Annotated in this window: 25 protein-coding genes and 2 pseudogenes; 18 read left to right on the top strand and 9 right to left on the bottom strand. The window is 71.8% G+C overall.

The features are described 5' to 3' along the window. Together ACWC2T_RS38440 and ACWC2T_RS38435 are read left to right on the top strand one after the other, a co-directional pair. Positions 1-222: pseudogene (locus ACWC2T_RS38440) on the top strand (esterase); the annotation flags it as partial. Between the two features lie 98 nt (positions 223-320). After that, a complete protein-coding gene (locus ACWC2T_RS38435) occupies positions 321-1,718 on the top strand; it encodes a hypothetical protein (protein WP_450674966.1) in 1,398 nt (465 codons plus the stop codon). Between the two features lie 59 nt (positions 1,719-1,777). On the opposite strand, the gene ACWC2T_RS38430 is transcribed toward ACWC2T_RS38435, so the two are convergent. Next, on the bottom strand, positions 1,778-3,109 hold the full coding sequence (locus tag ACWC2T_RS38430; RefSeq protein WP_450674965.1) for a PH domain-containing protein: 1,332 nt from the start codon (positions 3,107-3,109) through the stop codon (positions 1,778-1,780). Beyond that, complete coding sequence (locus ACWC2T_RS38425; protein WP_450674964.1) at positions 3,106-3,609, bottom strand: PH domain-containing protein; 504 nt, start codon at positions 3,607-3,609, stop codon at positions 3,106-3,108. The genes ACWC2T_RS38430 and ACWC2T_RS38425 overlap by 4 nt, the downstream gene beginning before the upstream one ends. Before the next feature lie 31 nt (positions 3,610-3,640). Between ACWC2T_RS38425 and ACWC2T_RS38420 the strand changes: the two genes are divergently transcribed. Beyond that, entirely contained in the window at positions 3,641-4,792 is a 1,152-nt protein-coding gene (locus ACWC2T_RS38420) for an NADH-quinone oxidoreductase subunit D (RefSeq protein ID WP_450674963.1), read from the top strand. 32 nt (positions 4,793-4,824) lie between these two features. On the opposite strand, the pseudogene ACWC2T_RS38415 reads toward ACWC2T_RS38420, so the two are convergent. Next, positions 4,825-5,052, bottom strand: a pseudogene (locus tag ACWC2T_RS38415) (SAM-dependent methyltransferase); the annotation flags it as partial. 52 nt (positions 5,053-5,104) lie between these two features. Next, positions 5,105-6,562, bottom strand: coding sequence for an SAM-dependent methyltransferase (locus ACWC2T_RS38410; protein ID WP_450674962.1), 1,458 nt, complete (start codon positions 6,560-6,562; stop codon positions 5,105-5,107). Positions 6,563-6,680: 118 nt separating this feature from the next. Between ACWC2T_RS38410 and ACWC2T_RS38405 the strand changes: the two genes are divergently transcribed. Both ACWC2T_RS38405 and ACWC2T_RS38400 read left to right on the top strand, forming a co-directional pair. Next, positions 6,681-7,889, top strand: a complete 1,209-nt coding sequence (locus ACWC2T_RS38405) for a sensor histidine kinase (RefSeq protein WP_450674961.1) — start codon at positions 6,681-6,683, stop codon at positions 7,887-7,889. 74 nt (positions 7,890-7,963) lie between these two features. After that, positions 7,964-8,635: a response regulator transcription factor gene (locus tag ACWC2T_RS38400; RefSeq protein WP_450674960.1), complete on the top strand. Its 672-nt coding sequence runs from the start codon at positions 7,964-7,966 to the stop codon at positions 8,633-8,635. 192 nt (positions 8,636-8,827) lie between these two features. Here the strand turns inward: ACWC2T_RS38400 and ACWC2T_RS38395 are convergent, their stop codons facing one another. Next, positions 8,828-9,931: a DUF5937 family protein gene (locus ACWC2T_RS38395; protein ID WP_450674959.1), complete on the bottom strand. Its 1,104-nt coding sequence runs from the start codon at positions 9,929-9,931 to the stop codon at positions 8,828-8,830. Between the two features lie 174 nt (positions 9,932-10,105). Here ACWC2T_RS38395 and ACWC2T_RS38390 point away from each other — a divergent pair, with 174 nt between their 5' ends. After that, a complete protein-coding gene (locus ACWC2T_RS38390; protein WP_450674958.1) occupies positions 10,106-10,312 on the top strand; it encodes a hypothetical protein in 207 nt (68 codons plus the stop codon). Here the strand turns inward: ACWC2T_RS38390 and ACWC2T_RS38385 are convergent, their stop codons facing one another. Further along, positions 10,313-11,494 carry a threonine aldolase family protein gene (locus ACWC2T_RS38385; RefSeq protein WP_450674957.1) on the bottom strand — a complete coding sequence of 394 codons (1,182 nt, stop codon included), beginning with the start codon at positions 11,492-11,494 and terminating at the stop codon, positions 10,313-10,315. 252 nt (positions 11,495-11,746) lie between these two features. On the opposite strand from ACWC2T_RS38385, the gene ACWC2T_RS38380 reads away from it, so the two are divergent. From ACWC2T_RS38380 to ACWC2T_RS38335, 10 genes are all read left to right on the top strand, one after another. Further along, complete coding sequence (locus ACWC2T_RS38380; RefSeq protein WP_450674956.1) at positions 11,747-12,709, top strand: Rossmann-like and DUF2520 domain-containing protein; 963 nt, start codon at positions 11,747-11,749, stop codon at positions 12,707-12,709. Next, complete coding sequence (gene panC / locus ACWC2T_RS38375) at positions 12,706-13,698, top strand: pantoate--beta-alanine ligase (protein WP_450674955.1); 993 nt, start codon at positions 12,706-12,708, stop codon at positions 13,696-13,698. Before ACWC2T_RS38380 ends, panC begins: the two co-directional genes overlap by 4 nt. Next, positions 13,695-15,404 (top strand): L-aspartate oxidase, encoded by a 1,710-nt coding sequence (locus tag ACWC2T_RS38370; RefSeq protein WP_450674954.1) that lies wholly within the window; start codon positions 13,695-13,697, stop codon positions 15,402-15,404. Before panC ends, ACWC2T_RS38370 begins: the two co-directional genes overlap by 4 nt. Before the next feature lie 29 nt (positions 15,405-15,433). After that, complete coding sequence (nadC, locus tag ACWC2T_RS38365; RefSeq protein ID WP_450674953.1) at positions 15,434-16,411, top strand: carboxylating nicotinate-nucleotide diphosphorylase; 978 nt, start codon at positions 15,434-15,436, stop codon at positions 16,409-16,411. Positions 16,412-16,416: 5 nt separating this feature from the next. Then, positions 16,417-17,214 carry a type III pantothenate kinase gene (locus tag ACWC2T_RS38360; protein WP_030651508.1) on the top strand — a complete coding sequence of 266 codons (798 nt, stop codon included), beginning with the start codon at positions 16,417-16,419 and terminating at the stop codon, positions 17,212-17,214. Positions 17,215-17,347: 133 nt separating this feature from the next. Next, on the top strand, positions 17,348-18,019 hold the full coding sequence (locus ACWC2T_RS38355) for a hypothetical protein (RefSeq protein ID WP_450674967.1): 672 nt from the start codon (positions 17,348-17,350) through the stop codon (positions 18,017-18,019). 65 nt (positions 18,020-18,084) lie between these two features. Then, complete coding sequence (locus tag ACWC2T_RS38350) at positions 18,085-18,264, top strand: hypothetical protein (protein ID WP_351216009.1); 180 nt, start codon at positions 18,085-18,087, stop codon at positions 18,262-18,264. Between the two features lie 227 nt (positions 18,265-18,491). Beyond that, the gene (locus ACWC2T_RS38345; protein ID WP_450674952.1) at positions 18,492-18,908 is read left to right on the top strand and encodes a BlaI/MecI/CopY family transcriptional regulator; all 417 of its coding nucleotides are present in this window, start codon (positions 18,492-18,494) and stop codon (positions 18,906-18,908) included. A 9-nt stretch (positions 18,909-18,917) separates the two neighbouring features. Then, positions 18,918-19,451 carry an amino-acid N-acetyltransferase gene (locus ACWC2T_RS38340; protein WP_450674951.1) on the top strand — a complete coding sequence of 178 codons (534 nt, stop codon included), beginning with the start codon at positions 18,918-18,920 and terminating at the stop codon, positions 19,449-19,451. A gap of 216 nt (positions 19,452-19,667) precedes the next feature. Then, positions 19,668-20,003, top strand: a complete 336-nt coding sequence (locus tag ACWC2T_RS38335) for a histone-like nucleoid-structuring protein Lsr2 (protein ID WP_351031652.1) — start codon at positions 19,668-19,670, stop codon at positions 20,001-20,003. Here the strand turns inward: ACWC2T_RS38335 and ACWC2T_RS38330 are convergent. Further along, the gene (locus ACWC2T_RS38330; protein ID WP_450674950.1) at positions 19,982-20,641 is read right to left on the bottom strand and encodes an SCO3374 family protein; all 660 of its coding nucleotides are present in this window, start codon (positions 20,639-20,641) and stop codon (positions 19,982-19,984) included. The genes ACWC2T_RS38335 and ACWC2T_RS38330 overlap by 22 nt on opposite strands. A gap of 430 nt (positions 20,642-21,071) precedes the next feature. Between ACWC2T_RS38330 and ACWC2T_RS38325 the strand changes: the two genes are divergently transcribed. Then, on the top strand, positions 21,072-23,597 hold the full coding sequence (locus ACWC2T_RS38325; protein ID WP_208899532.1) for an ATP-dependent Clp protease ATP-binding subunit: 2,526 nt from the start codon (positions 21,072-21,074) through the stop codon (positions 23,595-23,597). A 64-nt stretch (positions 23,598-23,661) separates the two neighbouring features. On the opposite strand, the gene ACWC2T_RS38320 is transcribed toward ACWC2T_RS38325, so the two are convergent. Continuing rightward, positions 23,662-24,279 carry an HAD family acid phosphatase gene (locus tag ACWC2T_RS38320; protein WP_450674949.1) on the bottom strand — a complete coding sequence of 206 codons (618 nt, stop codon included), beginning with the start codon at positions 24,277-24,279 and terminating at the stop codon, positions 23,662-23,664. A gap of 166 nt (positions 24,280-24,445) precedes the next feature. Then, positions 24,446-25,045, bottom strand: coding sequence for a TetR/AcrR family transcriptional regulator (locus tag ACWC2T_RS38315; RefSeq protein ID WP_450674948.1), 600 nt, complete (start codon positions 25,043-25,045; stop codon positions 24,446-24,448). Positions 25,046-25,169: 124 nt separating this feature from the next. On the opposite strand from ACWC2T_RS38315, the gene ACWC2T_RS38310 reads away from it, so the two are divergent. Further along, positions 25,170-26,738 (top strand): MDR family MFS transporter, encoded by a 1,569-nt coding sequence (locus ACWC2T_RS38310; protein WP_450674947.1) that lies wholly within the window; start codon positions 25,170-25,172, stop codon positions 26,736-26,738. The last annotated feature ends 22 nt before the right edge of the window (positions 26,739-26,760 follow it).

Raw genomic sequence — 26,760 nt, 5'->3', positions numbered from 1 at the left:
AAGCACCTGACGGCGCCCGAGACGTCGCTGCTCGTCACCAGCAGCAGGGTCGGTGAGCACAACTACAAGGACACGCTCAGGTTCATCAAGAGCGTACAGGACACGAATGTGACCAGGATCTCGTCGATCATTCTCCCCAGCGGCGGACACAACTTCAACACCTGGCGGCGGGAGATCCCGGCGACGCTCCAGTGGCTCAGCTCACGACTGGTCGCCCACTGAACCCCTGCGGTGCGTGACGTTGCGTGAAGCCGGTGATGTGGCCGTGTTTTTACGGGGCGGGGGTCCACGATTCGCCTACGCGCGGTAAGTTTCTGGCCATGCCACGTGGACGCCACCGCCATTCACCGCCTCTGCACCGGCTGTTGCCTCCCTCGGCGATCGCCGGTGTCTCCGCCGCCTGCGCGCTGGCTCCCTGGGTGTTCTCCGAGACCATGGTGCTGCGCGCACTGGCAGCAGCCGCCGCGGCGACGGCGGTCGTCGGCGCGGTCGTGATGCGCCGCTGGGACACACAGGCGGGCAAGCAGGTCGCCGAGCTCACACGCGCGCGTGCCGGCGACGAGTGGCGGTACGAGGAGCGGGTCGCCGAACTGGAGACCGACCTGGAGGAGTCGCGCGAGCTGCGCACGAAGCTGGAGCAGCGGCTGCGCGCCAAGCGCGCGGAGCTGGCCGGCCTGCGCAACGAGCACGCCGCCCTGCTGCGCCGGTACGCCACGGCGGAGACCGAGCGCGCGAGCGCCCTGGAGGGCCGCCGGCTGCTGGAGCTCGAGGCGGCCGCGCCCTCGTCCTCGCCCGCGCTGCCACCGGCGCGCCGTGCCGAGCCGGACCTGGAGCCGGCTGAGGTGACCGCGGCCGGGGAGCCCGCCGAGGCCGGGGCGGACTCCGGTGCCGCGCCGACGGCGTACGCGGTGTTCTCGCCCGAGGGCGCACGGCTGTACGCGCGGGCCCTGATGGCCCTGGCCCGGTTCGGCGCCGAGGCCTCGGGCGACTCCGGGACGGACGCCGGGGAGACGGCCCCGCCCGCTGCTTCCGGGGCGGTGGCTTCCGCGGACACGGCCCCTAAGGCGGCGGCTCCCGAGGCGACCGACCCCGGCGCCGCCGAGGCCCGGGCCGACGCGGGCGTCGTACCGACGGGCACAGCCGATGCCCGCGCCGATGTCCGCAAGGCCGACGCGGGCGGAGCCGGATCCGTCGCTCAGGTGGAACGCCCCCTGGAAGGCGCCCGGGAAGACGCGGCGGACGGTGTGACGCACGACGCCGCTGCCGCCGCGAGCGAGAGCGGCGCGCCGGCCGGCCAGGAGGACGAGGCCCAGGGGCAGCCCGAGGCGGCCGGCGGGCACGCGCGCGCGGCCGCCACCTCCATGGCACCGGCCGAGCCCGCCCAGCCCGTGGGCCCGCCGCCCACCGGGCACTTCACGGTGCCGACCGCGGTGGCCGTCGTACCGGCCGCGCCCGCGCGGCGCCCGGTGGTCGAGGGCGGTTTCGACTTCTTCGGCACCCAGAAGGGCGCACCCGAGACCGCGCTGGACTCCGTGCAGAACGAGGATCTCGCCGACGTCGTCGGCCAGGAGGCCCTCGCCGTGCACAAGGCGGAGAACGAGGCCGGGTTCAAGGACGCCGACCCACGGTCGGACGGTGTCGGCCAGGTCATCGACCTGACCGCGCACGACGAGACCGAACAGATCGACATCCAGGGGCTGCGCACCGCGGCTTCCTGAGGCCGCACCGGATACCAGGCACCGGGCCCGGCTTCCCGTGAGGGGAGCCGGGCCCGCTGTCATCCGGTCATCCAGCGGTCGGGGCGGGCGTCCCGGCGGCCCGTACGGGACCGCTCCGCCTGGGCGTGCAGGAGCCGCGCGGCCTCCTGGGCGTCCCGCAGCCGGGCTGTCACGGTCTTGTCGGCCCCGGTGTCCACATGGATGTCGGCGAGCCGCCACAGGCGCTGCCAGGGCCCCTGGCTCAGCCGCACGCTCTGCACCTTGGCGTGCGGGACCAGCGAGAGACGGCGCCGCAGCAGCCCGTGCCGGGTGGCGAACACCGCGCCGGTGACCGCGAGGCGGTGGCCGCGCCACCACACCGGCACGCACCACCGGGCCCGCCGCGGCGGCCGTGACAGCTCCTGAGGCACCGTCACACCGGGCAGCACGCGCGCGACGACCGACTCGGCGACCGGGCGCGGGGCGACCGGTACCAGCACCGAGTTGGCGGACCCGGCCACGTCCAGTTCCACCCGCACCCAGCCGAGCCGCCGCCACAGCAGCGGCTCCACGATCCGTACGGTCTGCACCCGGCCGGGCGGGACGGTCTCGTGCGTGCGGTCGAGCAGCCCGTGGTCGATGCGCAGCCCGTCCGGTGACTCGCCCACCTGCCAGTCGAACTCGCCGGCGAACCGTCCCGCGCTCCTCGTGCCGGCCGCGCCGATCAGCGGCAGGGCGGTCGCGAGGACCGTCCACAGGTTGTGGGTGGTGAGCCACAGCACGGTCGGAACGACGAGCGCGGCGCACAGCGAGCCCCAGGTGGAGCCCGTCAGCGCCAGGGAGAGCGCAAGCGCGCGAGGAGGCACGCGCAGCAACTCGCGCGCCGGGGCCTCGCCGACTTCGCGCGCCGTCTCGGGTGCGAAACCCGCCGCGCGCGCCAGCAGCTCCGCGCGCAGGGCGCGCGCCTCCTGCTCGCCGAGGAAGGCCAGCTCGTCCTTCTTGTCGGCGCCCACGACGTCGATCCGCAGCTTGGCGACGCCCGCCACGCGCGCGAGGAGGGGACGGGAGACGTCCACGGCCTGGATGCGCTCCAGCCGGATGTGCGCGGTGCGCCGGAACAACAGGCCGCTGCGGATGCGCAGTTCGGTGTCGGTGACCGCGAAGTGCGTGAACCACCAGGACAGGAAGCCGTAGAGGCCGGCCACCGGCACCAGCACCGCGAGCCCCAGCAGGAGCATGGTCCCGGTCAGCCGCGCCAGCTGCTCCTGAGCGCCGTTCGGGTCGTGCACCGCCCACCCGGCGAGTACGGCGATCGGCGCCCACGCCCGGCGGAAGGGCGTGACGGGGTGCAGCCGGCGCTCGGTGACCGAGGCTGGCGCAGATGAGCCCGCGTCGAGATCCGGGGGCGTCACAGGCCCGCCGATCGCGCCTCGCCCAGCTCGGTGAGCCGGTCGCGCAGCCGTTCCGCCTCGGCCGGGTCCAGGCCGGGGATGGTCGCGTCGGTCCTGGCGGCCGCCGTGTGCAGCTGCACGGTGGCCAGCCCGAAGCGCCGCTCGACGGGCCCGGAGGTGACCTCCACCAGCTGCATCCGCCCGTACGGCACCACCGTCTCCTCGCGCCACAGGACGCCGCGGCTGATCAGCAGGTCGTCCGCGCGCTCGGCGTACCGCCACGAGCGCCAGTTGCGTCCCACCAGCCGCCAGCACCACGCGGCGCAGGCCACGGGCACCAGGGCGAAGGCGGCCCACGCGGCCCCCACGAGCAGGCCCAGCAGCAGCCCGACGGCGACGGCGAGCACCGCCGTCCACAGCACCACGAACAGCCGGCGCACCCGCATCAGGGCGGGCTGCAGCCCCCGCCACACCAGCTCGGCCCCCGGTATCCCGGTCTCCTCCGGGCTCCCCGTTTCCATGGGGCCAGCGTACGTAGGGGAAACTGGGGCCATGACTCCTACGACGGAGACCACGGTCGGGATCGGCGGCGCCGCGGAAAGCACCGACATGGTGCTCAACATCGGGCCCCAGCACCCGTCCACGCACGGCGTGCTGCGGCTCAGGCTCGTGCTGGACGGGGAGCGCATCGTGCGCGCGGAGCCGGTGATCGGCTATATGCACCGCGGCGCCGAGAAGCTCTTCGAGGCGCGCGACTACCGCCAGATCATCGTGCTCGCCAACCGCCACGACTGGCTGTCGGCGTTCTCGAACGAGCTGGGCGTGGTCCTCGCCGTGGAGCGGATGCTCGGCATGGAGGTGCCCGAGCGGGCGGTGTGGATGCGCACGCTGCTCGCCGAGCTGAACCGGGTGCTGAACCACCTGATGTTCCTCGGCTCCTACCCGCTGGAGCTGGGTGGCATCACCCCGGTGTTCTATGCGTTCCGGGAGCGCGAGGTGCTCCAGAACGTCATGGAGGAGATCTCCGGCGGGCGCATGCACTACATGTTCAACCGCGTCGGCGGCCTCAAGGAGGACCTGCCGGCCGGGTGGACCGCACGCGCGCGTGCCGCCGTCGCCGACGTGCGCTCGCGCATGGACGTCTTCGACGACCTGGTGCTCGGCAACGAGATCTTCCGGGGGCGTACGCGCTCGGTGGGCGCGCTGACCCCGCAGACTGTCCACGCTTACGGCGTCAGCGGGCCCATCGCGCGTGCCTCGGGTGTCGACTTCGACCTGCGCCGCGACGAGCCGTACCTGGCGTACGGCGACCTCCAGGACACCCTGAAGGTCGTCACCCGGACCGAGGGCGACTGCCTCGCCCGCTTCGAGGTCCTGCTGGCGCAGACCCACAACGCGCTCGACCTCGCCGACGCCTGCCTGGACCGGCTCGCCGAGCTGCCGCCCGGGCCGATCAACCAGCGGCTGCCGAAGGTGCTGAAGGCGCCCGAGGGGCACACGTACGCCTGGACCGAGAACCCGCTCGGCATCAACGGCTACTACCTGGTCAGCAAGGGCGACAAGACGCCGTACCGGCTGAAGCTGCGCTCTGCCTCGTACAACAACATCCAGGCGCTGACCGAGCTGCTGCCGGGGACGCTGGTGGCGGACATGGTGGCGATCCTGGGCTCGATGTTCTTCGTGGTCGGCGACATCGACAAGTAGGGCAGTAGGGCGGTCCGGGGTGCGGGCCCGGTTCAGGCGAGTGGGTCCGGAATTCCAACCGGCTGGACCAGCCAGCCGAAGTCGCCGAGGCCGCCCGGGGCGGTGAGTTCGGCGGCCTCCCCGGCGCTCGCCAGGGCGCGCACATAGGCCGCGGGGTCCGTGGAGGCCAGCGCGAGCGGAGGGCGTGCGCCGGTGAGGCCCAGGGCGCGCAGAGCGGCGCGCTGCGTGAGGAGGCGCGCGGGAGACAGCGAGCGCGCCGCGTCGGCGACATCGACAAGTAGGGCAGCAGGGCGGTCCGGGGTGCGGGCCCGGTCAGGCGAGTGGGTCCGGAATTCCAACCGGCTGGACCAGCCAGCCGAAGTCGCCGAGGCCGCCCGGGGCGGTGAGTTCGGCGGCCTCCCCGGCGCTCGCCAGGGCGCGCACATAGGCCGCGGGGTCCGTGGAGGCCAGCGCGAGCGGAGGGCGTGCGCCGGTGAGGCCCAGGGCGCGCAGAGCGGCGCGCTGCGTGAGGAGGCGCGCGGGAGACAGCGAGCGCGCCGCGCGGGAGGGCCCCTGCGCCGCCCCGGAGGGCGTACGCGCTGCACTCTGGGGTGGGCCCGAGGCTGTACGGGGCGTGTCGTGAGACAGGCGCGTCGTCTTCCCGAGCCCGTCGGCGGTCTCCTCGGGCGTGTCCGCGGTGTTCCCGAGTCCGTCTGTGGTCTCCTCGAGCCCCTGCGTCGTCTCTCCGAGCACGTCTGCGGTGTTCCCGAGCCCGTGCGCCGTCGCCTCGAGTCCGTGCGCGGTCTCCTCGAGTCCGCCCGCGGTCTCCGCAAGCCCCTGCGCCGTCCTTCCCAGCCCGTCCGCGGTCTCTCCAGGCGTGCGCGCTGTTTCTCCGGGCGTGTGCGCTGCGTCGGAGGGCGTTTTCGAGGGCGTGTGCGCCGTGGTAGCCGCCGCGCAGGCGTCCAGTGCGACGTGTGCTGTGATGTCGCACGACCCGTCCGGCACGGGCGCCGTCTCGCGCCCCTGCTGGAATCCGGTGAGTGTCCCGAACGGGGGGCGCGTGTCGATGGTGTGCGCGTAGTCCACGGCCACCGCGAGCCCGCGCGCCACCCGGGCCACCGCCCACGCCCACGCCAGATCCCGGGGGAGCCCGATCTCCGCGCGCAGCCCTTCCTCGGCCTGCAACGGCCACCACCGGGCGAGCCAGTCCGCCTCCGCGCCGGTCACCGGTTCCCCCAGCCGCTCGGTGCCGTCGTCGCCGACGAGCACCAGCCGGGCCACGCCCGCGGGGTCGACCTCGACCACGTCCACGGGCACGTTGTCCAGCCACTCGTTGGCGAACAGGAGCCCCGTGACGGTGGCCGGGGGCGTGTCCAGCCAGGTGATGCGCGCGTCCAGTCCGGCAGGGCGGTCGGCGAGCTCGACGGCGTACCCACGCACGCGTGCCGCCACGTCGGCCGGCAGCGAGGCGAGCACCCCGGTGATCAGTTCACCCCGCCCCGCGCCCATGTCGACGAAGTCCAGCACCGGCGGTCGTCCCAGCGCCTCGTCGACCCGGCGCAGCAGCCGGGACACGGCCTGCGCGAACAGCGGGGAGGCGTGTACGGACGTACGGAAGTGGCCGGCCGGACCCTCCGGGCGGCGGTAGAAGCCCCCGGGCCCGTACAACGCCGCCTCGGCCGCCGCACGCCAGCCGCGCCAGCCGCGCCGGCCGCGCCGGCCGCGCCGACCGCGCCGGCCGTCTCCGTCACCGGGGCGTCGTCCCGCTCCCCGTGCCGTCTCATCCGTCACCGCAACAGACTAGGCACACCGGTGATCACTTCCTCCACCTTGCGGAGTACGCGCCCCGGGCGCGGATCGGCCCTCCGGTTGACCCCTGCATGCATCCGGTTTCCCTACTCTGGGTTACGTGCAGCGCCTCTACGACTTCCTCCGCCGCCACCCGACCGGGGTCGACGCCTTCTGGGCCGTCGTCCTGTTCGGGCTGTCCGGAATGGTCGTGGTGAGCACGAGCGAGCGCCCCGGCGCTCACCACGTGTCGCTCGCCGCGGGGATCGCCGTGTCCGCCGTCCTGTGCGTCGTCGTCGCGCTGCGCCGCCGCTTCCCGGAGCCGATGGTGCTGGTCGCCCTCGCGACGGGGCTGGTCCAGCTGGTGCTGGACGTCGAGACGACCGTCGCCGACTTCGCGCTGCTGGTGATCACGTACACGGTGGCGGCGATCGGCGCGCGCTGGGCCTCCCGGCTCGCGCTCGCCGCCAGCCTCGTCGCCGCGACCCTCGCACAGCTTCGCTGGCCGGCCGGGCACGCCGGCTTTCCGGGGCAGATCGCCATCGTCGTCTTCCAGACGGTGCCCTTCGCGCTCGCCTGGGTGCTCGGTGACTCCATGCGCACCCGCCGCGCCTACTTCGCCCAGCTGGAGGAGCGCGCGGCCCGCCTGGAGAAGGAGCGCGAGGCGCAGTCCAAGGTCGCGGTGGCCGCCGAGCGCGCCCGTATCGCGCGCGAGCTGCACGATGTCGTGGCGCACAACGTGTCGGTGATGGTGGTGCAGGCCGACGGCGCCGCCTATGTCCTCGACGCCGCGCCCGACCAGGCCAAGAAGGCCCTGGAGACGATCTCCTCCACCGGCCGGCAGGCGCTCGCCGAGATGCGCCGCCTGCTGGGCGTGCTGCGCACCGGGGAGCACCAGGAGAGCGGGGAGTACGTCCCGCAGCCCGACGTCGAGCAGATCGACGAGCTGATCGAGCAGTGCCGCAGCTCCGGCCTCCCGATCGACTTCAAGGTCGAGGGCACCCCGCGTCCGCTGCCGAGTGGCGTGGAGCTGACCGCGTACCGGATCGTGCAGGAGGCGCTCACCAACACCCGCAAGCACGGCGGGCCCAACGCGGGCGCGAGCGTCCGGCTGGTCTACTTCGACGACGGGCTCGGCCTGCTCGTGGAGGACGACGGCAAGGGCGCGCCGCACGAGCTGTACGAGGAGGGCGGCGCCGACGGTCAGGGGCACGGCCTGATCGGTATGCGCGAACGGGTCGGGATGGTCGGCGGCACCCTGGACGCGGGCCCGCGGCCGGGCGGAGGATTCCGCATCAGCGCCCTGCTCCCGCTCAAACCGGCGCACTGACGCGGCCGCACGCCCCCTGTTGACACCTGTAACACCCTCGCACTGAAGCAGTCCCCCCGACCGAAAGAGGCCCGATGACGATCCGCGTGATGCTCGTCGACGACCAGGTGCTGCTGCGCACCGGGTTCCGGATGGTGCTCGCCGCCCAGCCGGACATGGAGGTCGTGGCGGAGGCGGGCGACGGCGTCGAGGCCCTGCAGGTGCTGCGGGACACGCCCGTCGACGTCGTCCTGATGGACGTCCGCATGCCCAAGCTGGACGGCGTGGAGGCCACCCGGCGGATCTGCGCGGAGCCCGATCCGCCCAAGGTGCTGATCCTGACCACCTTCGACCTGGACGAGTACGCCTTCTCCGGGCTGAAGGCGGGCGCCTCCGGTTTCATGCTCAAGGACGTGCCGCCCGGTGACCTGCTGGGCGCGATCAGGTCCGTGCACAGCGGCGACGCGGTCGTGGCGCCGTCCACCACCCGGCGCCTGCTGGACCGTTTCGCGCCGATGCTGCCGTCCACCGGCAAGGAGCCGCAGCACAAGGAGCTGGAGCGGCTCACCGACCGGGAGCGCGAGGTGATGGTGCTGGTCGCGCAGGGCCTGTCCAACGGGGAGATCGCGGCCCGGCTGGTGCTGAGCGAGGCGACGGTGAAGACCCATGTGGGCCGCATCCTGACCAAGCTCGGGCTGCGCGACCGGGTGCAGGTCGTGGTGCTCGCCTACGAGACGGGGCTGGTACGCGCGGGCGGCCACGGCTGAAGCCGGCCCTGCCGGGATTCCTGCGCGGTCAGGGCTGAGGCCGGCTGGCTCTGGCGGCGGGCGCGGTCCTTTCGGCTGCTCCCGCGGTCATGCCTTGGACCGGCCCTGCCCGCTGCTCCCGCCTCACGGCCGAGGCCGGGCTGTCCGGACGCCCCCGCGGTCACGGCCGGCGCCCCGCCGCAGCGAGGCGTGTCAGCGCAGGACGCCCTCGATGAAGTCGCTGCCCAGCCGGGCCACCGCCGCCAGGTCCAGCTGGTGCTGGACGTACCGGCCCCGGCGGCAGTCGGTGATCAGGCCCGCCTTCTTCAGCACCGCCAGGTGCCGGGATACCTCGGGCGCCGACATGCCGTGGGCGTCGGCCAGTTCGCTCGTGGTGTGCGGGGCCCGCGCCAGATGCCGGCACAGCCGCATCCGCACCGGGTGGGCCAGCGCCTCCATGCGGCGGGTCAGCTGCTCGACGGACGGGGCCTGCGGGCGGGAGCCGCTGGCCGGGTAGGTGATCGAGGGCTGCCAGCCGTACCGGTGCAGGACCATCAGGTGCGGCCAGCCCAGGCTCGTCGGGACGAGGACCAGGCCGCCGTCGCCGGTGGCGGTGTGGCCCACCAGGAGTTTGTCGACGGTGATGAGCGCGGCCTCCTGGTCCAGCGAGACGGCTCCCGAGAGGGACGCAAGGGCCTCGGTGAGGCCCTTGCGGCGCAGCAGCTCGGTCTTGTGCCGGGCGTCCGCGGCCAGTTGGGGCTGGACGCGGGCCCAGACGTCGGCGAAGAACGCCTCGTCGCAGTCGAGCATCAGCTCCCGGAACCAGGCGCGGACGGCCGGCGGATCGTCCAGCAGCCGACGGGTGAACCGCTCCTGCACGGCACCGCGCGCGGCGGCCAGTTCCAGGGAGCGGCGGCGCAGTTCCGGGTCCCCGAGCGGGCCGGGATCCCGGACGTCGTAGCGCAACTGACAGGTGAACTCCAGGGCGGCGGTGACGAACTGGTTGTCCGTCAGTTTGTCCAGCTGGTCCAGCTCCTCGGCGAGGGTGGCGCCGGGGAGGGCGCGGCCGCCGGGGAGGCCCGCGAACGGGGCGAAGACGTCCGAGAACGTCGTGCGCCACAGGAAGTCGGCCTCGCACAGCCGGTCGGCCAGGCAGGGGTCCAGCCGGGAGGAGACGGCGGTCGCCCAGCCCTGGAGGCCGGGGTGGTGGCCGGGCTCGCTGAGGGCGTGCAGGGCCATCCCCAGCTCGGCCAGCGGAGAGGGCACGACGAAGACCCGCTCCTGTGGCAGTCCGGTGATGTCGATGGTCACGCTCATGTCCTCCATCGTGCACCCGGCCACTGACAGTGCCGCCGTGGATTGACGGCGACCGTCAATCCACGGGACAGCCGCCCCGGCCGGGAGCAGGCTGGAGGCACCGGGGCAGCCGCGGAGCCCGACCGGACACCCGTCCGTCACCGACCAGTTCACGTCCCGAGAAGGCGATCCACCGTGAGCATCACGCAGCAGTACCTCCTGGACAGTTACCGCGCCCGCGTCCTCGGCGAACCGGAGCCGCCCGCGCCCGGCCGGCACGACGCCGAGCTGGTGCGCGAACTGCGCGACCACCGGCGCTTCCACGCGGTCATCGCCGGGCGCCCGGCGCGGGGGCGCGTGTGGTGCGCCCTGCGCCGGTGGCTGCGCCCGCGCGCGTTGTGATCACCCCGTGGGCAGGCGCTCGACGAAGCCGGCGACGGCCGCCCGTACGTCGTCCGCCGTCCACTCCAGGCCCTGTGAGCGCACGGCGACCTCGGTGAAGGACACACCCGGTCCGCCGCGGTCCCAGGGGTTGGCGAAGACGAACGTCCCCGTCTCCTCGGCCTGGCGCACCGCCGCCTCCGTCAGGACGTCCGCGTCGTACGGCAGCCAGACCTGGAAGTCGTGGGTGTGCGGTTCCTCGGGATGCACGCGCGCCCACGGGATGCCCGCCGCGGCGAAACCCTCCCGCAGCGCGGCGGCGACCACGCGCGCGTGCCTCACGTAGTCCGGCAGCCGGGGCAGCTCGCGCTCCAGGCCGGCGAGCGCCGACAGCGCGGTGGGGAACTGCTGGAAGACCATGCCGCCGTACCGGTGCCGCCACGTCTTCGCCTCGTCCACCAGGGTCTTCGGGCCGGCCAGCGCGGCGCCGCCGAAGCCGTCGAGGGACTTGTAGAACGACACGTAGACGCTGTCCGCCAGGCCCGCGATCTCCTCCAGTGGCCGGCCGAAGTGGACCGTGGACTCCCACAGGCGCGCGCCGTCGAAGTGCACCACGGCGTCGCGCTCCCGCGCGGCCTCGACGACCTCGGCCAGCTCCTCCCAGGCGGGCAGCACGAAACCGGCGTCCCTCAGGGGCAGTTCCAGCATCAGCGTGCCGAAGGGCTCGTCGAAGTCGCGTATCTCGGCGGCGGTGGGCAGCCGGGGCTCACTGGTCACGCGTACCGGACGCAACCCGCTGACCTCGCTGAACGCATGCCGCTCGTGTACCTCGGGGTGGGCCAGGGCGTGCAGGGCGACCGTGGGGTTGCCGGTGCGGCCCGCCCAGCAGCGCAGGGCGACCTGCTGGGCCATCGTTCCGGTCGGGAAGAACGCGGCTGCCTCCGTACCGAGCAGGGCCGCGACCCGCTCCTCCAGGTCCGCCACGATCCCGTTGCCGTAGATGTCCGCGTTCCGGTCCAGGTCGTACACCTCGGGTGCCGCTTCCTGGAGAGCTGCCAGCCGCTCCCGGATCGTGCGCTGGAAGCCCGGGCGCCACAGCACACGCTCCGCCTTCGCGAAGGCGGCCCGGCGCCGCTCCCGCATCCGTTCCCGTCCGGACTGCTCCGTCTGCTGCTCGTCGCCCGCTTCCGCCGTGTCGGTCATGGGCGGATCATGCCGCGCGGGGGCCCGTTCGGGCAGCCGGATTTCGTCACCACTCGCGCGTGGTGACGCCGCGCGGGCCGAGACGCGGCCAGGGCACGGGCTGGGCACGGGTTGGACACACGACTGCGGCGCGTACACGTGGCGTAACCCACAGCCTGTGGACAACCCATCGGCCCCGGAGCGAGATAGCGTTAACATGACGAGAAATCGTCCGGTACCCAGAGCGGACTGGAACGGGAAGGCCGCCGTCGCGTGAGTACAGTCCACCAGCAAGACCTCAAGGACCGCCCCGCGCGGCTCACCGTCGGCGTCGTCGGCGCCGGCCGCGTGGGCCCCGCGCTCGCCGCGTCCCTGCAGCTCGCCGGGCACCGCCCGGTGGCCGTCTCCGGCGTCTCCGACGCCTCCCGGCGGCGCGCCGAGACCATGCTCCCGGACGTGCCGCTGGTGCCGCCCGCCGAGGTCCTGCGGCGCGCCGACCTGGTGCTGCTCACCGTCCCCGACGACGTCCTGCCCGGCCTGGTCTCCGGTCTCGCCGACACCGGCGCGGTACGGCCCGGCCAGCTCCTCGTGCACACCTCCGGCCGGTACGGCGCACGGGTCCTCGACCCGGCCCTGCGCGCGGGCGCGCTGCCGATGGCGCTGCATCCCGCGATGACCTTCACGGGCACCCCCGTGGACGTCCAGCGGCTCGCCGGCTGCTCCTTCGGCGTCACCGCGCCCGAGGAACTGCGCCTGGCCGCCCAGGCCCTCGTCATCGAGATGGGCGGCGAGCCCGAGTGGATCAGCGAGCAGAACCGCGCGCTCTACCACGCGGCCCTCGCGCTCGGCGCCAACCACCTGGTGACCCTGGTCGCCCAGTCCATGGAGCTGCTGCGCACCGCCGGCGTCGAGGCGCCCGACCGGATGCTCGGCCCGCTGCTCGGCGCCGCCCTGGACAACGCGCTGCGCTCCGGCGACGCGGCGCTCACCGGGCCCGTCGCGCGCGGCGACGCCGGCACGGTCGCGGCCCACATCACCGAGCTGCGCAGGCACGCCCCGCAGGCCGTCGCGGGCTACGTCGCGATGGCCCGTGCGACCGCCGACCGGGCACTGGCGCACGGCCTGCTGAAGCCCGAACTCGCCGAGGACCTGCTCGGCGTGCTGGCCGACGGCGCGGGCGGCACGCACGGCAGCACCGGCCCAGGCACCACCGGCACCGAGGGGAACGACCGATGACCACCGCCCTGCTGAGCACCGCCGACGAGCTCCACGCGCGCGTGCGCCGCGGCCGCCGCGCCGTCGTGATGACCATGGGCGCCCTGCACGAAGGCCACGCCACCCTGGTCCGCACCGCGCGTGAGATCGCCGGACCGGACGGCGAGGTCGTCGTCACCGTCTTCGTCAACCCGCTGCAGTTCGGCGCGGGCGAGGACCTGGACCGCTACCCGCGCACCCTTGACGCCGACCTGAAGATCGCCGAACAGGCCGGTGCGGACGCCGTGTTCGCGCCCTCCGTGGGCGAGGTCTACCCCGGCGGCGCCCCCCAGGTCCGGATCGCCGCCGGCCCCATGGGCGAACGCCTGGAGGGCGCCTCGCGGCCCGGCCACTTCGACGGCATGCTGACCGTCGTCGCCAAGCTGCTCCACCTCACCCGTCCCGACGTGGCCCTGTACGGGCAGAAGGACGCCCAGCAGCTGGCCCTGATCCGGCGCATGGTGCGGGACCTGAACTTCGGCGTCGAGATCGTCGGCGTACCGACCGTGCGCGAGGAGGACGGGCTCGCCCTTTCCAGCCGCAACTGCTACCTCTCGCCCGACGAGCGCCGTACCGCGCTCTCGCTGTCCCGCGCGCTGTTCGCGGGCCGTGACCGGCACGCCGCGCAGGAGGCACTGCGCGCGCGTGCCCGCGAAGTGCCCTCCACGCACGCGCGTGCCGAGGCGCTGAGCGCCCTCGGGGAGTCCCGCGCCGCCGCCGACGCGCACGCGGTCGCCACGGCCTCCCCGGGCGGCCCGGCAGCCGTCCGCGCGGCCGCACGCCAGGTGCTGGACGAGGCCGCCCGGCTCGTTCCGCCGCTCGAACTGGACTACCTCGCGCTCGTCGACCCGTCCGACTTCACCGAGATCGGCGCCGACTTCACCGGCGAGGCCGTCCTCGCCGTCGCCGCCCGGGTCGGCACGACCCGGCTGATCGACAACCTCCCCCTGACCTTTGGAGCCGCCTCGTGAGCAGCACAGGCACCAGCACCGGCATACGACTGCACGCGCCCGCCCCCGGCTGGGCCATCTCCGCGGACGTGGTCGTCGTCGGCTCCGGCGTGGCAGGTCTGACCGCGGCACTGCGCTGCCAGGCCGCGGGCCTGACGACGGTCGTGGTCACGAAGGCCCGCCTGGACGACGGCTCCACGCGGTGGGCTCAGGGCGGCATCGCGGCCGCGCTCGGCGAGGGCGACACGCCCGAGCAGCACCTGGACGACACCTTGGTGGCCGGCGCGGGCCTGTGCGACGAGGAGGCCGTACGGATCCTCGTCACCGAGGGCCCCGACGCCGTACGGCGGCTGATCTCCACCGGTGCCCACTTCGACACCGACGACGAGGGCGACATTCACCTCACCCGCGAGGGCGGCCACCACCGGCGCCGGATCGCGCACGCGGGCGGCGACGCGACCGGCGCCGAGGTCTCCCGGGCGCTCGTGGAGGCGGTGCACGCGCGCGGAGTGCGCACGATCGAGAACGCGCTCGTGCTGGACCTGCTGACCGACGCCGACGGCCGTACGGCGGGCGTCACGCTGCACGTGATGGGCGAGGGCCAGCACGACGGCGTGGGCGCCGTGCACGCCCCCGCGGTGGTCCTCGCGACGGGCGGCATGGGCCAGGTGTTCTCCGCGACCACCAACCCGTCGGTGTCGACCGGCGACGGCGTGGCGCTGGCGCTGCGCGCCGGCGCCGAGGTCAGCGACCTGGAGTTCGTGCAGTTCCACCCGACCGTGCTGTTTCTGGGGCCGGACGCCGAGGGCCAGCAGCCGCTGGTCTCCGAGGCGGTGCGGGGCGAGGGCGCCCATCTGGTCGACGCCGACGGGGTGCGCTTCATGGTCGGGCAGCACGAGCTGGCCGAGCTGGCCCCGCGGGACATCGTCGCCAAGGGCATCCTGCGCCGGATGCTGGAGCAGGGCGCCGAGCACATGTACCTCGACGCCCGGCACTTCGGCGCCGAGATGTGGGAGCACCGTTTCCCGACGATCCTGGCCGCCTGCCGCGCCAACGGGATCGACCCGCTCACCGAGCCCATCCCGATCGCCCCGGCCGCCCACTACGCCTCCGGCGGCGTGCGCACCGACGCCCGGGGCCGTACGACCGTCCCCGGCCTGTACGCGTGCGGCGAGGTCGCCTGCACCGGCGTCCACGGCGCCAACCGGCTCGCCTCCAACAGCCTCCTCGAAGGCCTCGTCTACGCCGAGCGGATCGCCGCCGACATCGCCTCCGCGCGAGCGGACAACGGCCTCCACGCGCGCGTGCCCGCACCGGTCGAGCACCCCGAGACGCCCGCGCACCCGCTGCTCGCCCCCGAGACCCGGTTCGCCATCCAGCGGATCATGAGCGAGGGCGCGGGCGTGCTGCGCTCGGAGGAGTCCCTGGCGAAGGCCGCCGAACAGCTCCAGCAGCTGCACAGCGAGGCCCGCGACGCGCTGGACGAGAACGGCAAGACCGCCGAGCCCGGCGTCGACACCTGGGAGGCCACCAACCTCCTGTGCGTCGCCCGCGCCCTGGTCGCCGCCGCGCGGCGGCGCGAGGAGACCCGCGGCTGCCACTGGCGCGAGGACCGCGCCGAGCGCGACGACACCCACTGGCGGCGGCACATCGTCGTACGGCTGAACCCGGACCGGTCGCTGGCCGTGCACACCACCGACACCGCAGACTTCCCCCCTACCCGGTAACACCCAGCGCCTCAGGAGCAGTGACAGACGTGAGCACCGACGACCTTCCCCTCGCCCCGACCGGTGGCTGCGGCGACGGCTGTGCCTGTGGCGCGGACGGAGACGAGGAGTATCTGGAGAGTGGGCTCGACCCCGCGCTCGCCGAGCTGCTGGCCGCCGCCGGGCTCGATCCGATCGAGGTCGAGGACATCGCCAACGTGGCCATCCAGGAGGACCTGGACGGCGGGGTGGACGTGACGACCGTCTCGACCATCCCGGAGGACGCCACCGCCACCGGCGACTTCACCGCGCGCGAGGCGGGCGTCGTGGCGGGCCTCAGGGTCGCCGAGGCCGTGCTCTCGGTGGTCTGCACGGACGAGTTCGAGGTCGAGCGGCACGTCGAGGACGGCGACCGCGTCGAGGCCGGGCAGCGGCTGCTGTCGGTCACCACGCGCACGCGTGACCTGCTGACCGCCGAGCGCAGCGCGCTGAACATCCTGTGCCGCCTGTCCGGCATCGCGACCGCCACGCGCGCGTGGGCGGACGCACTGGAGGGCACCAAGACCAAGGTCCGCGACACCCGCAAGACGACCCCGGGTCTGCGCTCGCTGGAGAAGTTCGCCGTCCGCTGCGGCGGCGGCGTCAACCACCGCATGTCGCTGTCCGACGCGGCCCTGGTGAAGGACAACCACGTGGTCGCCGCCGGTGGCGTCGCGCAGGCCTTCAAGGCCGTACGGGAGGCCTTCCCGGAGGTGCCGATCGAGGTCGAGGTCGACACCCTGCACCAGCTGCGCGAGGTCGTCGAGGCGGGCGCGGACCTGATCCTGCTGGACAACTTCACGCCCGACGAGTGTGCGGAGGCCGTCGGGATCGTCCGCGGGCGGGCCCTGCTGGAGGCCTCAGGCCGGCTCACGCTCGACGTCGCGCGCGTGTACGCCGACACGGGCGTGGACTTCCTGGCCGTCGGCGCGCTCACCCACTCCGCGCCGATCCTGGACATCGGCCTCGACCTGCGCGAGGCGGAGTAACCGCGATGCTCCTCACGATCGACGTCGGCAACACTCACACCGTCCTCGGCCTGTTCGACGGCGAGGACATCGTCGAGCACTGGCGCATCTCCACCGACGCGCGCCGGACGGCGGACGAGCTGGCGGTGCTGCTCCAGGGCCTGATGGGCATGCACCCGCTGCTCGGCGAGGAGCTGGGCGACGGCATCGACGGCATCGCGATCTGCGCGACCGTCCCGTCGGTGCTGCACGAACTGCGCGAGGTCACCCGGCGCTACTACGGCGACGTCCCCGCCGTCCTGGTCGAGCCGGGCGTGAAGACCGGCGTGCCGATCCTCACCGACAACCCCAAGGAGGTCGGCGCGGACCGGATCATCAACGCGGTCGCGGCCGTCGAGCTGTACGGCGGCCCGGCGATCGTCGTCGACTTCGGTACGGCGACCACGTTCGACGCGGTGTCCGCGCGCGGGGAGTACGTCGGCGGGGTCATCGCGCCCGGTATCGAGATCTCCGTGGAGGCGCTCGGTGTGAAGGGCGCGCAGCTGCGGAAGATCGAGGTGGCCCGGCCGCGCAGCGTGATCGGCAAGAACACGGTCGAGGCCATGCAGGCGGGCATCGTGTACGGCTTCGCGGGGCAGGTCGACGGGGTCGTCAGCCGCATGGCGCGGGAGCTGGCGGACGACCCGGACGACGTCACCGTGATCGCCACGGGCGGGCTCGCGCCGATGGTGCTGGGGGAGTCCTCGGTGATCGACGAGCACCAGCCGTGGCTGACGCTGATCGGGCTGCGGCTGGTGTACGAGCGGAACGTGTCGCGGCTGTGAGGTGATCTGGGCCGTAGCACCGGTCGGGGGAAACCGGGAGCGACACGCACCGAAAAATCATCCTGTTTCGTCACTTTTGTCCGATTAGCGGTAGCGTCGCCGCATGCCCACGCCATACGGATCCCGCGGCGGCATGGCGTTCGGCGTGGAGGAGCTGCGTGTGCTCCGCCGCGCCCTCGCCCTCGCCCTTCACCCCGGCCAAGCGTCCGCCGAGGACGTCCAGGACTGCTTCCGGCTCGCCGAGTCGCTCGACGAGGCGCAGCGCGAGGGGGCGAGACTGCGCGCTTTCCTGGTGGCCGACCTCGGCCGTTACCGGGCGGCGCTGCCGGGTGCCGCCGTCGGCTATCTCACCCTCCTGGAGGAGGCGCTGGGGGCCGGGCACCGGCCGACGCCGGACGATCTCGCCGCGCTGCGGGCGCTGCGCGGGAGCCGGGTCGCGGCCGCGCTGCTGGACCGTTGCCAGGCATTGGCCGAGCAGGACGTACGGGCCCGGTTCGCGCGGGGCGCGCGCAGGGTGCCGGCGCCCGCCGTGCCGCCCTCCCGCACCCGCCTGATGGCCCTTCCGGGCGGCGGGGGAGCGTCCGGGGTGCTGCGGGGCCAGGAGCAGGCCGGGGAGCCGCAGAAGCCCGCTCAGAAGCCCCCGCAGAAGCCCGCGCCGAGACCTGCGCCGACGCCCGGGGAGCGGCCCGGCACGGAGCCGGCGGCGCCGAAGCGGCCCATTCCGACGCCGGGGGAGGTCTTCCCGCGCCGCAAGCCGGCGCCTCCGGCGAACCCCACCGAAACCCGCCAACTGGCTGCCGGCTGACCAACCCCGGGGTGTCTGTGCACCCCGTACCTTTCGGGCGGGGGTCCGTGGCTACTCTGGAGGGCATGGACTACGTCTCCGCGCTTGTGCCTCCGGTCGTGATGGCCGTGTTCTTCATCGGTGTGGTCAGGGTGATCGTGAAGACCCAGGGCGGGGCCGCCAAGGCCAAGGAGGACGCGGCCGTCGACGCCGCCCTCGCGCGCGCGGAGAGCGCCCGCCAGGCCTCCGCCGCCGGCGACGCCTGAACCGGCCCCTGGTCGGCCGAGACGGGCCGGGGCGAGTCTGTCCGTCCGGCCCGCCCCCTTCCGCGCAACAGCCCCCGCGGCTCTCTCCATCGCCATGCGACTCCGAGCCGTACGCCCTTTTTGTTCGCATTCGTGGGCTTGATGCACGTTCCGCACGCCATTGCCGGGATCTCCCACTATTGTTCTGAGCTGTGCCTCGCCCATTGGGAGAACTCGAAGACGCGGTCATGACGCGGGTGTGGAAGTGGAACCGCCCGGTGACCGTTCGAGAAGTCCTGGAAGACCTCCAGCAGGAACGCTCCATCGCGTACACCACCGTGATGACCGTTTTGGACAATCTCCATCAGAAGGGCTGGGTGCGCCGTGAGGCCGAAGGGCGGGCCTATCGATATGAGGCCGTCTCGACGCGGGCCGCCTACGCCGCCGCCCTCATGAACGACGCCTGGTCGCAGAGCGACAACCCGGCCGCCGCTCTCGTCGCCTTCTTCGGGATGATGAGCGAGGAACAGCGCCAGGCCCTCAGGGACGCCGTCCGCATCGTTCAGGGACCGGAAATCGCGGATAGCATCCCCGGTCCCGGCCAAGAGAACCCCGAGCCCGGTGAAGAGAACCCCGGCGCGGCGCAGGACGCCGACGGGCGATAGCGTCCGCTCATGTCTGCAGAGCGCCCCGAAGCCACCGCAAGCGCCATCACGGTCCGGCGCGCCCGGACCAGCGACGTCCCGGCCGTACGCCGCCTCCTCGACGCCTACGCCCGAGACCGCATCCTGCTCGACAAAGCCACGGTCACGCTTTACGAGGACATCCAGGAGTTCTGGGTCGCGGAACGCGACGACAACGCCGAGGTGGTCGGCTGCGGCGCGCTGCACGTCATGTGGGAGGACCTCGCGGAAGTCCGCACTCTCGCGGTGAAGCCCGGACTCAAGGGCGCCGGCGTCGGCCACCGGTTGCTGGAGAAGTTGCTGCAGACCGCGCGCTGGCTCGGCGTTCGCCGGGTTTTCTGCCTGACCTTCGAAGTGGACTTCTTCGGGAAGCACGGCTTCGTGGAGATCGGGGAGACGCCGGTCGACACCGATGTGTACACGGAGCTGTTGCGTTCCTATGACGAGGGCGTCGCCGAGTTCCTGGGTCTCGAACGAGTGAAACCGAACACCTTGGGCAACAGCCGGATGCTTCTGCATCTGTGATCGTCTTTGCCCCGGTGCCCTATGTCCGAAACGCGCATGTTTCCGGGCGGAGGCGCTCCGCCGGTTCTCTACCGGTCCTCTCCCAGGGGTTTGTGTTTTTCCGGCAAAAGCGGTTTGCTTTCCGACGTACTGCAGTACTGCATATAACAGGGGCGGCGAAACGGCGCACGCCGCACACCCCCTTGGTCCTCAACGTTATCGATGAAAGGAAATCCGGTGGCACAGAAGGTTCAGGTCCTTCTTGTCGACGACCTCGACGGCGGCGAGGCGGACGAGACCGTGACGTTCGCGCTGGACGGCAAGACGTACGAGATCGATCTCACGACCACCAATGCGGACAAGCTGCGCGGCCTTCTCGAGCCCTATGTGAAGGGCGGTCGTCGCACCGGTGGCCGTGCCTCGGGCGGACGCGGAAAGGCGCGTGCCGCTTCCGGTGGCAGCCAGGACACCGCGGCGATCCGTGCCTGGGCGAAGGAGAACGGTTACGAGGTCAACGACCGCGGTCGCGTTCCCGCGTCCATTCGCGAGGCCTACGAGAAGGCCAACGGCTGATCCCGCCGGCAGGCGGTCGGCCCTCCCGCGCGCGGGCGCCGCAGCCGGACCCGGTGGCACTGTGCTGCCACCGTGTCCAGCAGTCGTACGAGATCGGGGGCGCCCTTCCCGCGCCCCATGGCCGGCATCGCCGGCAGCGAGGCCTCGACCTCGCCTCCGGGCCCGGGGGGCCGCAGCCATACGGCGGCCCCCTGTACGGCCCCGGCCCGCACGGCCCCTTCGCCCACGCTCGTCGGCGGGGCCGGCGCCTCCATCGCGTGGCCCGCCCCCAGGACCCGCAGGTCGAGGGTCACGGCGTGCCACTCCAGCCAGTCCAGCAGCCCCGGCAGCTCCTCCGCGCTGCCCGCGGCCACCAGCAGCGCCATCCGGTCGCCCCGAAGGGCCACCGGAGAGGCCGGTGCGAGATGCCGGAGCGCCCCCGCGCCCGCCTCGGCCGGCACGTCCAGGACGTCGAACCGCACCCCGGTGAGCAGCCGCAGCGGCCGTCCGGGCACTGTCGCCCAGCCCAGATCGTTCTCGTACCAGTGACGGACCCGGGCATCCGGGCCATCCGGAAGATCACCTGTGTTCGGTACGTCCGGATCCAGGGGGCGACGAGGAAGGGGGACCGTTGAGGCCGCGGGGACCGAGCCAACCATGCCAGGTGCAACCCGCGAAGCCCCCGGGGGGTTACGCTGTGTGTCAAATCGATCACGCAGAGCGCCGAAAGAGGGGGCGCGCGGGGGTGCGGGGAGGCGCAAGGTTGTTCGCCCATAGCGGAGGGGACCGGTGCGCGCCGCATGGAGTGACAGTCCCAGGGGGTAAGACATGCCTAGTGGGAGGGGGCGACACGAAGGCCGGGCCGTCTCACGTTCGCCATCGGCGTACTGGCGATGGGGGTAACTGCCTGGCCTGCGGGAACATCGTCTCGCACCATCGGGTTGGAGCAGATGTCGGCGTCACGGGTCAGGAGGCCATCGACGGTGTCGGCAGTTGGAATGAGCGGTCCCCGCTTGCGGGACTAAGCTGCGGAAGGACAGGGAGGGGAAGTTCCCCCCACTGCCTGACCGCTCTGAGGAGCGATTAACGATGTTCGAGAGGTTCACCGACCGCGCGCGGCGGGTTGTCGTCCTGGCTCAGGAAGAAGCCCGGATGCTCAACCACAACTACATCGGCACCGAGCACATCCTCCTGGGTCTCATCCACGAGGGCGAAGGTGTCGCCGCTAAGGCCCTGGAGAGCCTCGGCATTTCGCTTGAGGCGGTCCGCCAGCAGGTGGAGGAGATCATCGGCCAGGGCCAGCAGGCCCCGTCCGGGCACATCCCCTTCACCCCCCGTGCCAAGAAGGTCCTGGAGCTGTCGCTCCGCGAGGCCCTTCAGCTGGGCCACAACTACATCGGCACGGAGCACATCCTGCTCGGCCTGATCCGTGAGGGCGAGGGCGTGGCCGCCCAGGTCCTGGTCAAGCTGGGCGCAGACCTCAACCGGGTGCGGCAGCAGGTCATCCAGCTGCTCTCCGGTTACCAGGGCAAGGAGACCGCCACCGCGGGCGGCCCGGCCGAGGGCACGCCTTCGACCTCCCTCGTCCTGGACCAGTTCGGCCGGAACCTCACCCAGGCCGCTCGTGAGTCCAAGCTCGACCCGGTCATCGGGCGCGAGAAGGAGATCGAGCGGGTCATGCAGGTGCTGTCCCGCCGTACCAAGAACAACCCGGTGCTGATCGGTGAGCCCGGCGTCGGCAAGACCGCCGTCGTCGAGGGCCTCGCCCAGGCCATCGTCAAGGGCGAGGTGCCCGAGACCCTCAAGGACAAGCACCTCTACACCCTGGACCTCGGTGCCCTGGTCGCCGGCTCCCGCTACCGCGGTGACTTCGAGGAGCGCCTGAAGAAGGTGCTCAAGGAGATCCGCACCCGCGGCGACATCATCCTGTTCATCGACGAGCTGCACACGCTGGTCGGTGCGGGTGCCGCCGAGGGCGCGATCGACGCGGCGAGCATCCTCAAGCCGATGCTGGCCCGCGGCGAGCTGCAGACCATCGGTGCGACCACCCTGGACGAGTACCGCAAGCACCTGGAGAAGGACGCGGCCCTGGAGCGCCGCTTCCAGCCCATCCAGGTCGCCGAGCCGTCCCTGCCGCACACGATCGAGATCCTCAAGGGCCTGCGCGACCGCTACGAGGCGCACCACCGCGTCTCCATCACGGACGAGGCCCTGGTCCAGGCGGCCACCCTGGCCGACCGGTACATCTCCGACCGCTTCCTGCCGGACAAGGCGATCGACCTGATCGACGAGGCCGGTTCCCGGATGCGCATCCGCCGGATGACCGCTCCGCCGGACCTGCGCGAGTTCGACGAGAAGATCGCCGCCGTCCGCCGGGACAAGGAGTCCGCGATCGACTCGCAGGACTTCGAGAAGGCCGCCTCCCTGCGCGACAAGGAGAAGCAGCTCCTTGCCGCCAAGGCCAAGCGGGAGAAGGAGTGGAAGGCCGGCGACATGGACGTCGTCGCCGAGGTCGACGGCGAGCTGATCGCCGAGGTCCTCGCCACGGCGACGGGCATCCCGGTCTTCAAGCTGACGGAGGAGGAGTCCTCCCGTCTGCTCCGCATGGAGGACGAGCTCCACAAGCGGGTCATCGGCCAGAACGACGCCGTCAAGGCGCTGTCGAAGGCGATCCGTCGTACGCGTGCGGGTCTGAAGGACCCCAAGCGTCCCGGTGGTTCGTTCATCTTCGCGGGCCCGTCCGGTGTCGGTAAGACCGAACTCTCCAAGGCCCTGGCCGAGTTCCTCTTCGGTGACGAGGACGCGCTGATCTCCCTCGACATGTCGGAGTTCAGCGAGAAGCACACGGTGTCGCGTCTCTTCGGTTCGCCCCCCGGCTACGTGGGCTACGAAGAGGGCGGCCAGCTGACCGAGAAGGTCCGCCGCAAGCCGTTCTCCGTCGTCCTCTTCGACGAGGTCGAGAAGGCCCACCCGGACATCTTCAACTCGCTGCTGCAGATCCTGGAGGACGGTCGTCTGACCGACTCCCAGGGCCGGGTCGTGGACTTCAAGAACACGGTCATCATCATGACGACCAACCTCGGCACCCGGGACATCTCCAAGGGCTTCAACCTCGGCTTCGCCGCCGCGGGTGACACGAAGACCAACTACGAGCGCATGAAGAACAAGGTGTCGGACGAGCTCAAGCAGCACTTCCGCCCCGAGTTCCTCAACCGCGTCGACGACGTGGTCGTCTTCCCGCAGCTGACGCAGTCGGACATCCTGCGGATCGTCGACCTGATGATCAGCAAGGTGGACGAGCGCCTGAAGGACCGGGACATGGGCATCGAGCTCTCCCAGTCCGCCAAGGAGCTGCTGGCGAAGAAGGGTTACGACCCGGTGCTGGGCGCGCGTCCGCTGCGCCGCACGATCCAGCGCGAGGTCGAGGACACGCTCTCGGAGAAGATCCTCTTCGGCGAGCTGCGCCCCGGTCACATCGTGGTCGTGGACACCGAAGGCGAGGGCGAGTCCCAGACCTTCACCTTCCGTGGTGAGGAGAAGTCGGCGCTGCCCGACGTCCCGCCGATCGAGCAGGCGGCCGGCGGTGCCGGGCCGAACCTGAGCAAGGAGGCGTAAGCCTCCGGCGGATTGGCCGAGTTGAAAGGGGCCGGTGCCTTTGGGCACCGGCCCCTTTCGGGTGTCAGGACAACTGCCCGTTGTAGTCCGGCAGTTTGAAGGTCTTCTCGGCATGACCGCCGGACAGGTCGGTGGCGCTGTTGCCGATGTTCGCGATGATCGTGTAGCCCTTGTTCTCGATGTCGACGCGCTGCGCGGTCTTGTAGGCGGCGACGTCCTTGAACAGGTCGAACAGGCCGCGCACATACAGGCCGGAGACGTCGTAGCCGTCGTGTTCGAGGTTGTACTCGGTGGGCAGGTAGATGATGCCCGGGCGGGCCGTGACGAAGAACAGCGAGACGCCGTGCTCCTGGGCGTACTTCGCGACGTTCAGGACGGGCTTGTTGGCCGGCTGCGGGTAGCTGAAGCCGAAGTCGGTCTCCAGCGTGGTGTTGTCGATGTCGAAGACGATGGCCTGCTTCTCGCCCGGTCGGGCGTCGGCGATCCGCTCCTTCAGGTACGGCAGCGCCTGGTCCATCACCGCCTGGCAGTCCTTCTGCCAGGTGGCGTAGTCGACCTTGGTGGTGGAGCTGCTGGTGGTCGCCGTGTCGTCGGCCGCCTGGGCCGGCGCGGCCATCGCGGCCAGGGCGGCCACGGAGACGGCGGTTGCGGATATGCGGAGCGCCCAGGGGCGTCTGGTCATCGGTGGGGGTTCCTCTCACGTCCGTACGCAAGCCTGAAATGTCAGGGGCATGATCTGAGGTGAGGGTGGCGCGAGGGGAACCGTAGGGTTACTGGACGGTAGGCGGCCAGAGGTGTGCGTCACATTTTTCCGGCCGTCCACTGCTGCACGGCCGTGGATGCCGGGGTCAGTCCTGTCGGCGGGCGCGTTCGTGCGCCTGGGTGACCATGTCCAGGGCGACCTCCAGAACCGCCTCCCGCTTCTTGTCGGGGTCGCCTTCCAGGTCCTGCATCACGAACATCCCGGCGTGCAGCGTGAACATGGCGCTGACCGAGCGCACCTGGTCGACGAGGTCGGCGTCCGGGTCGATGAGGATGTCCCGCAGGCCGCGCATCCGGTCCTTGAAGGTGTCGCCGATGCGCAGTTCCCGTACCGTCGCCTGGTTCTCCTGCATGAAGCGGAACAGCGGTTCCGCGCCGGCCAGGGCCTCGCTGTAGCGCCGTACGATCTCCTGCTTGGTGTCCAGGGTGTGCGGCTGGCTGCGACCCCACTCGATCAGGTCCTCGATCGGTTTCGTCAGGTCCGCGAAGACGCTGACGATGATCTCTTCCTTCGTCTTGAAGTGGTAGTACAGGGCCGCCTTCGTGACGTCGAGACGCTCGGCGATCTCGCGCAGAGAGGTCTTCTCGTAGCCCTGCTCCGCGAAGAGTTCGAGTGCCACGTCCTGGATGCGCTGGCGGGTGTTGCCGCGGCGCTGCTGCTTGGTGCCGTCCATGGTGCCGCCCATCCTCGTACTCCTCGCGCTCCCGCGGAAACTTACTTGACGCCCGGCTAGTTGCGGGGCTACTTTCCCAGTGTAGTGAACTAGCCGGGCGGCAAGTAAGTAGCCGCCGTAGGGGGAGTGGGAAGAGATGGCGGACACAGTACAGAACGTCACGGACAGTAAACAGCCGAAGAGCGTGCGGGTGGTCCTGCTCGCGCTCATGATCGCGATGATGCTCGCGATGCTCGACAACATGATCGTGGGTACGGCGATGCCGACGATCGTCGGCGACCTGGGTGGCCTGGAGCACCTGTCCTGGGTGGTCACCGGCTACACCCTGGCCACCGCGGCCTCCACCCCGATCTGGGGCAAGCTCGGTGACATGTACGGGCGCAAGGGCTCGTTCCTCACCTCGATCGTGCTCTTCCTGATCGGCTCGGCGCTCAGCGGCATGGCCCAGAACATGGGCGAGCTCATCGGCTTCCGTGCCGTGCAGGGCCTGGGCGCCGGCGGTCTGATGGTCGGCGTCATGGCGATCATCGGCGATCTGATCCCGCCGCGGGAGCGCGGCAAGTACACCGGCATGATGGCCGGCGTCATGGCGCTGGCGATGATCGGCGGTCCGCTGGTCGGCGGCACCATCACCGACAACTGGGGCTGGCGCTGGTCCTTCTACATCAACCTGCCGCTCGGTGCCGTGGCCCTCGCCCTGGTCAGCGCCGTGCTGCACCTGCCGAAGAAGCGGTCCCAGGCGCGCATCGACTACTGGGGTGTGCTGCTGCTGACCGTCGGCATCACCTCGATCGTGCTGGTCACCACCTGGGGCGGCAGCGAGTACGCCTGGACCTCCGCGCGGATCATGGAGCTGATAGGCATCGGCGTCGCCGCGCTGATCGGGTTCGTGTACGGGCAGACCAGGGCCGCCGAGCCGGTCGTACCGCTGCACATGTTCCGCAGCCGCAACTTCACCCTGATGTCCGTCATCGGCTTCATCACCGGCTTCGTGATGTTCGGCGCCACGCTCTACCTGCCGCTGTACCAGCAGTCGGTGCAGGGCGCCTCCGCGACCAACTCCGGTCTGCTGCTCCTGCCGATGCTCGGCGCGATGCTCGTGACCTCGATGGTCGCGGGCCGGGTCACCACCAACAGCGGCCGCTACAAGATCTTCCCGATCGTCGGCGGTGCTCTGATGATCGCCGGCCTGTATCTGCTGTCGCTGATGGACACGGGTACGACCCGGCTGACGTCCGGCATCTACATGGCCGTGCTGGGGCTGGGCATGGGCTGCCTGATGCAGATCACCATGCTGGTGGCGCAGAACAGCGTGGAGATGAAGGACATGGGCGTCGCGTCCTCGTCCACCACCCTGTTCCGTACGCTCGGCTCCTCCTTCGGTGTGGCCATCATGGGCGCGCTCTTCAACGACCGCGTCAAGCACGTCATGGCCGAGCGGGCCGGTGCGGTGGGCAAGCACATGACCGAGAAGACCGCCGCGCTGGACGCGAAGCACCTCAAACTGCTGCCGGCGCCGGTCAAGGACGCCTACCAGCACGCGGTCTCCGCCGGTACGCACTCGGCGTTCCTGCTGGGCGCGGGGATCGCGGTGGTCGTGCTGGTCGCGGCGCTGTTCGTGAAGGAGGTTCCGCTCAAGAGCGGGAAGCCTTCGGCGGAGAGCGGCGAGGACGCGGCTCCGGTGCAGGTGGTCGAGGCCGTCTGAGCCTCGCCTGAACTGAAGACCC

Source organism: Streptomyces sp. NPDC001393 (assembly GCF_053597455.1).
This window is presented reverse-complemented; position numbering and strand designations above follow the sequence as displayed.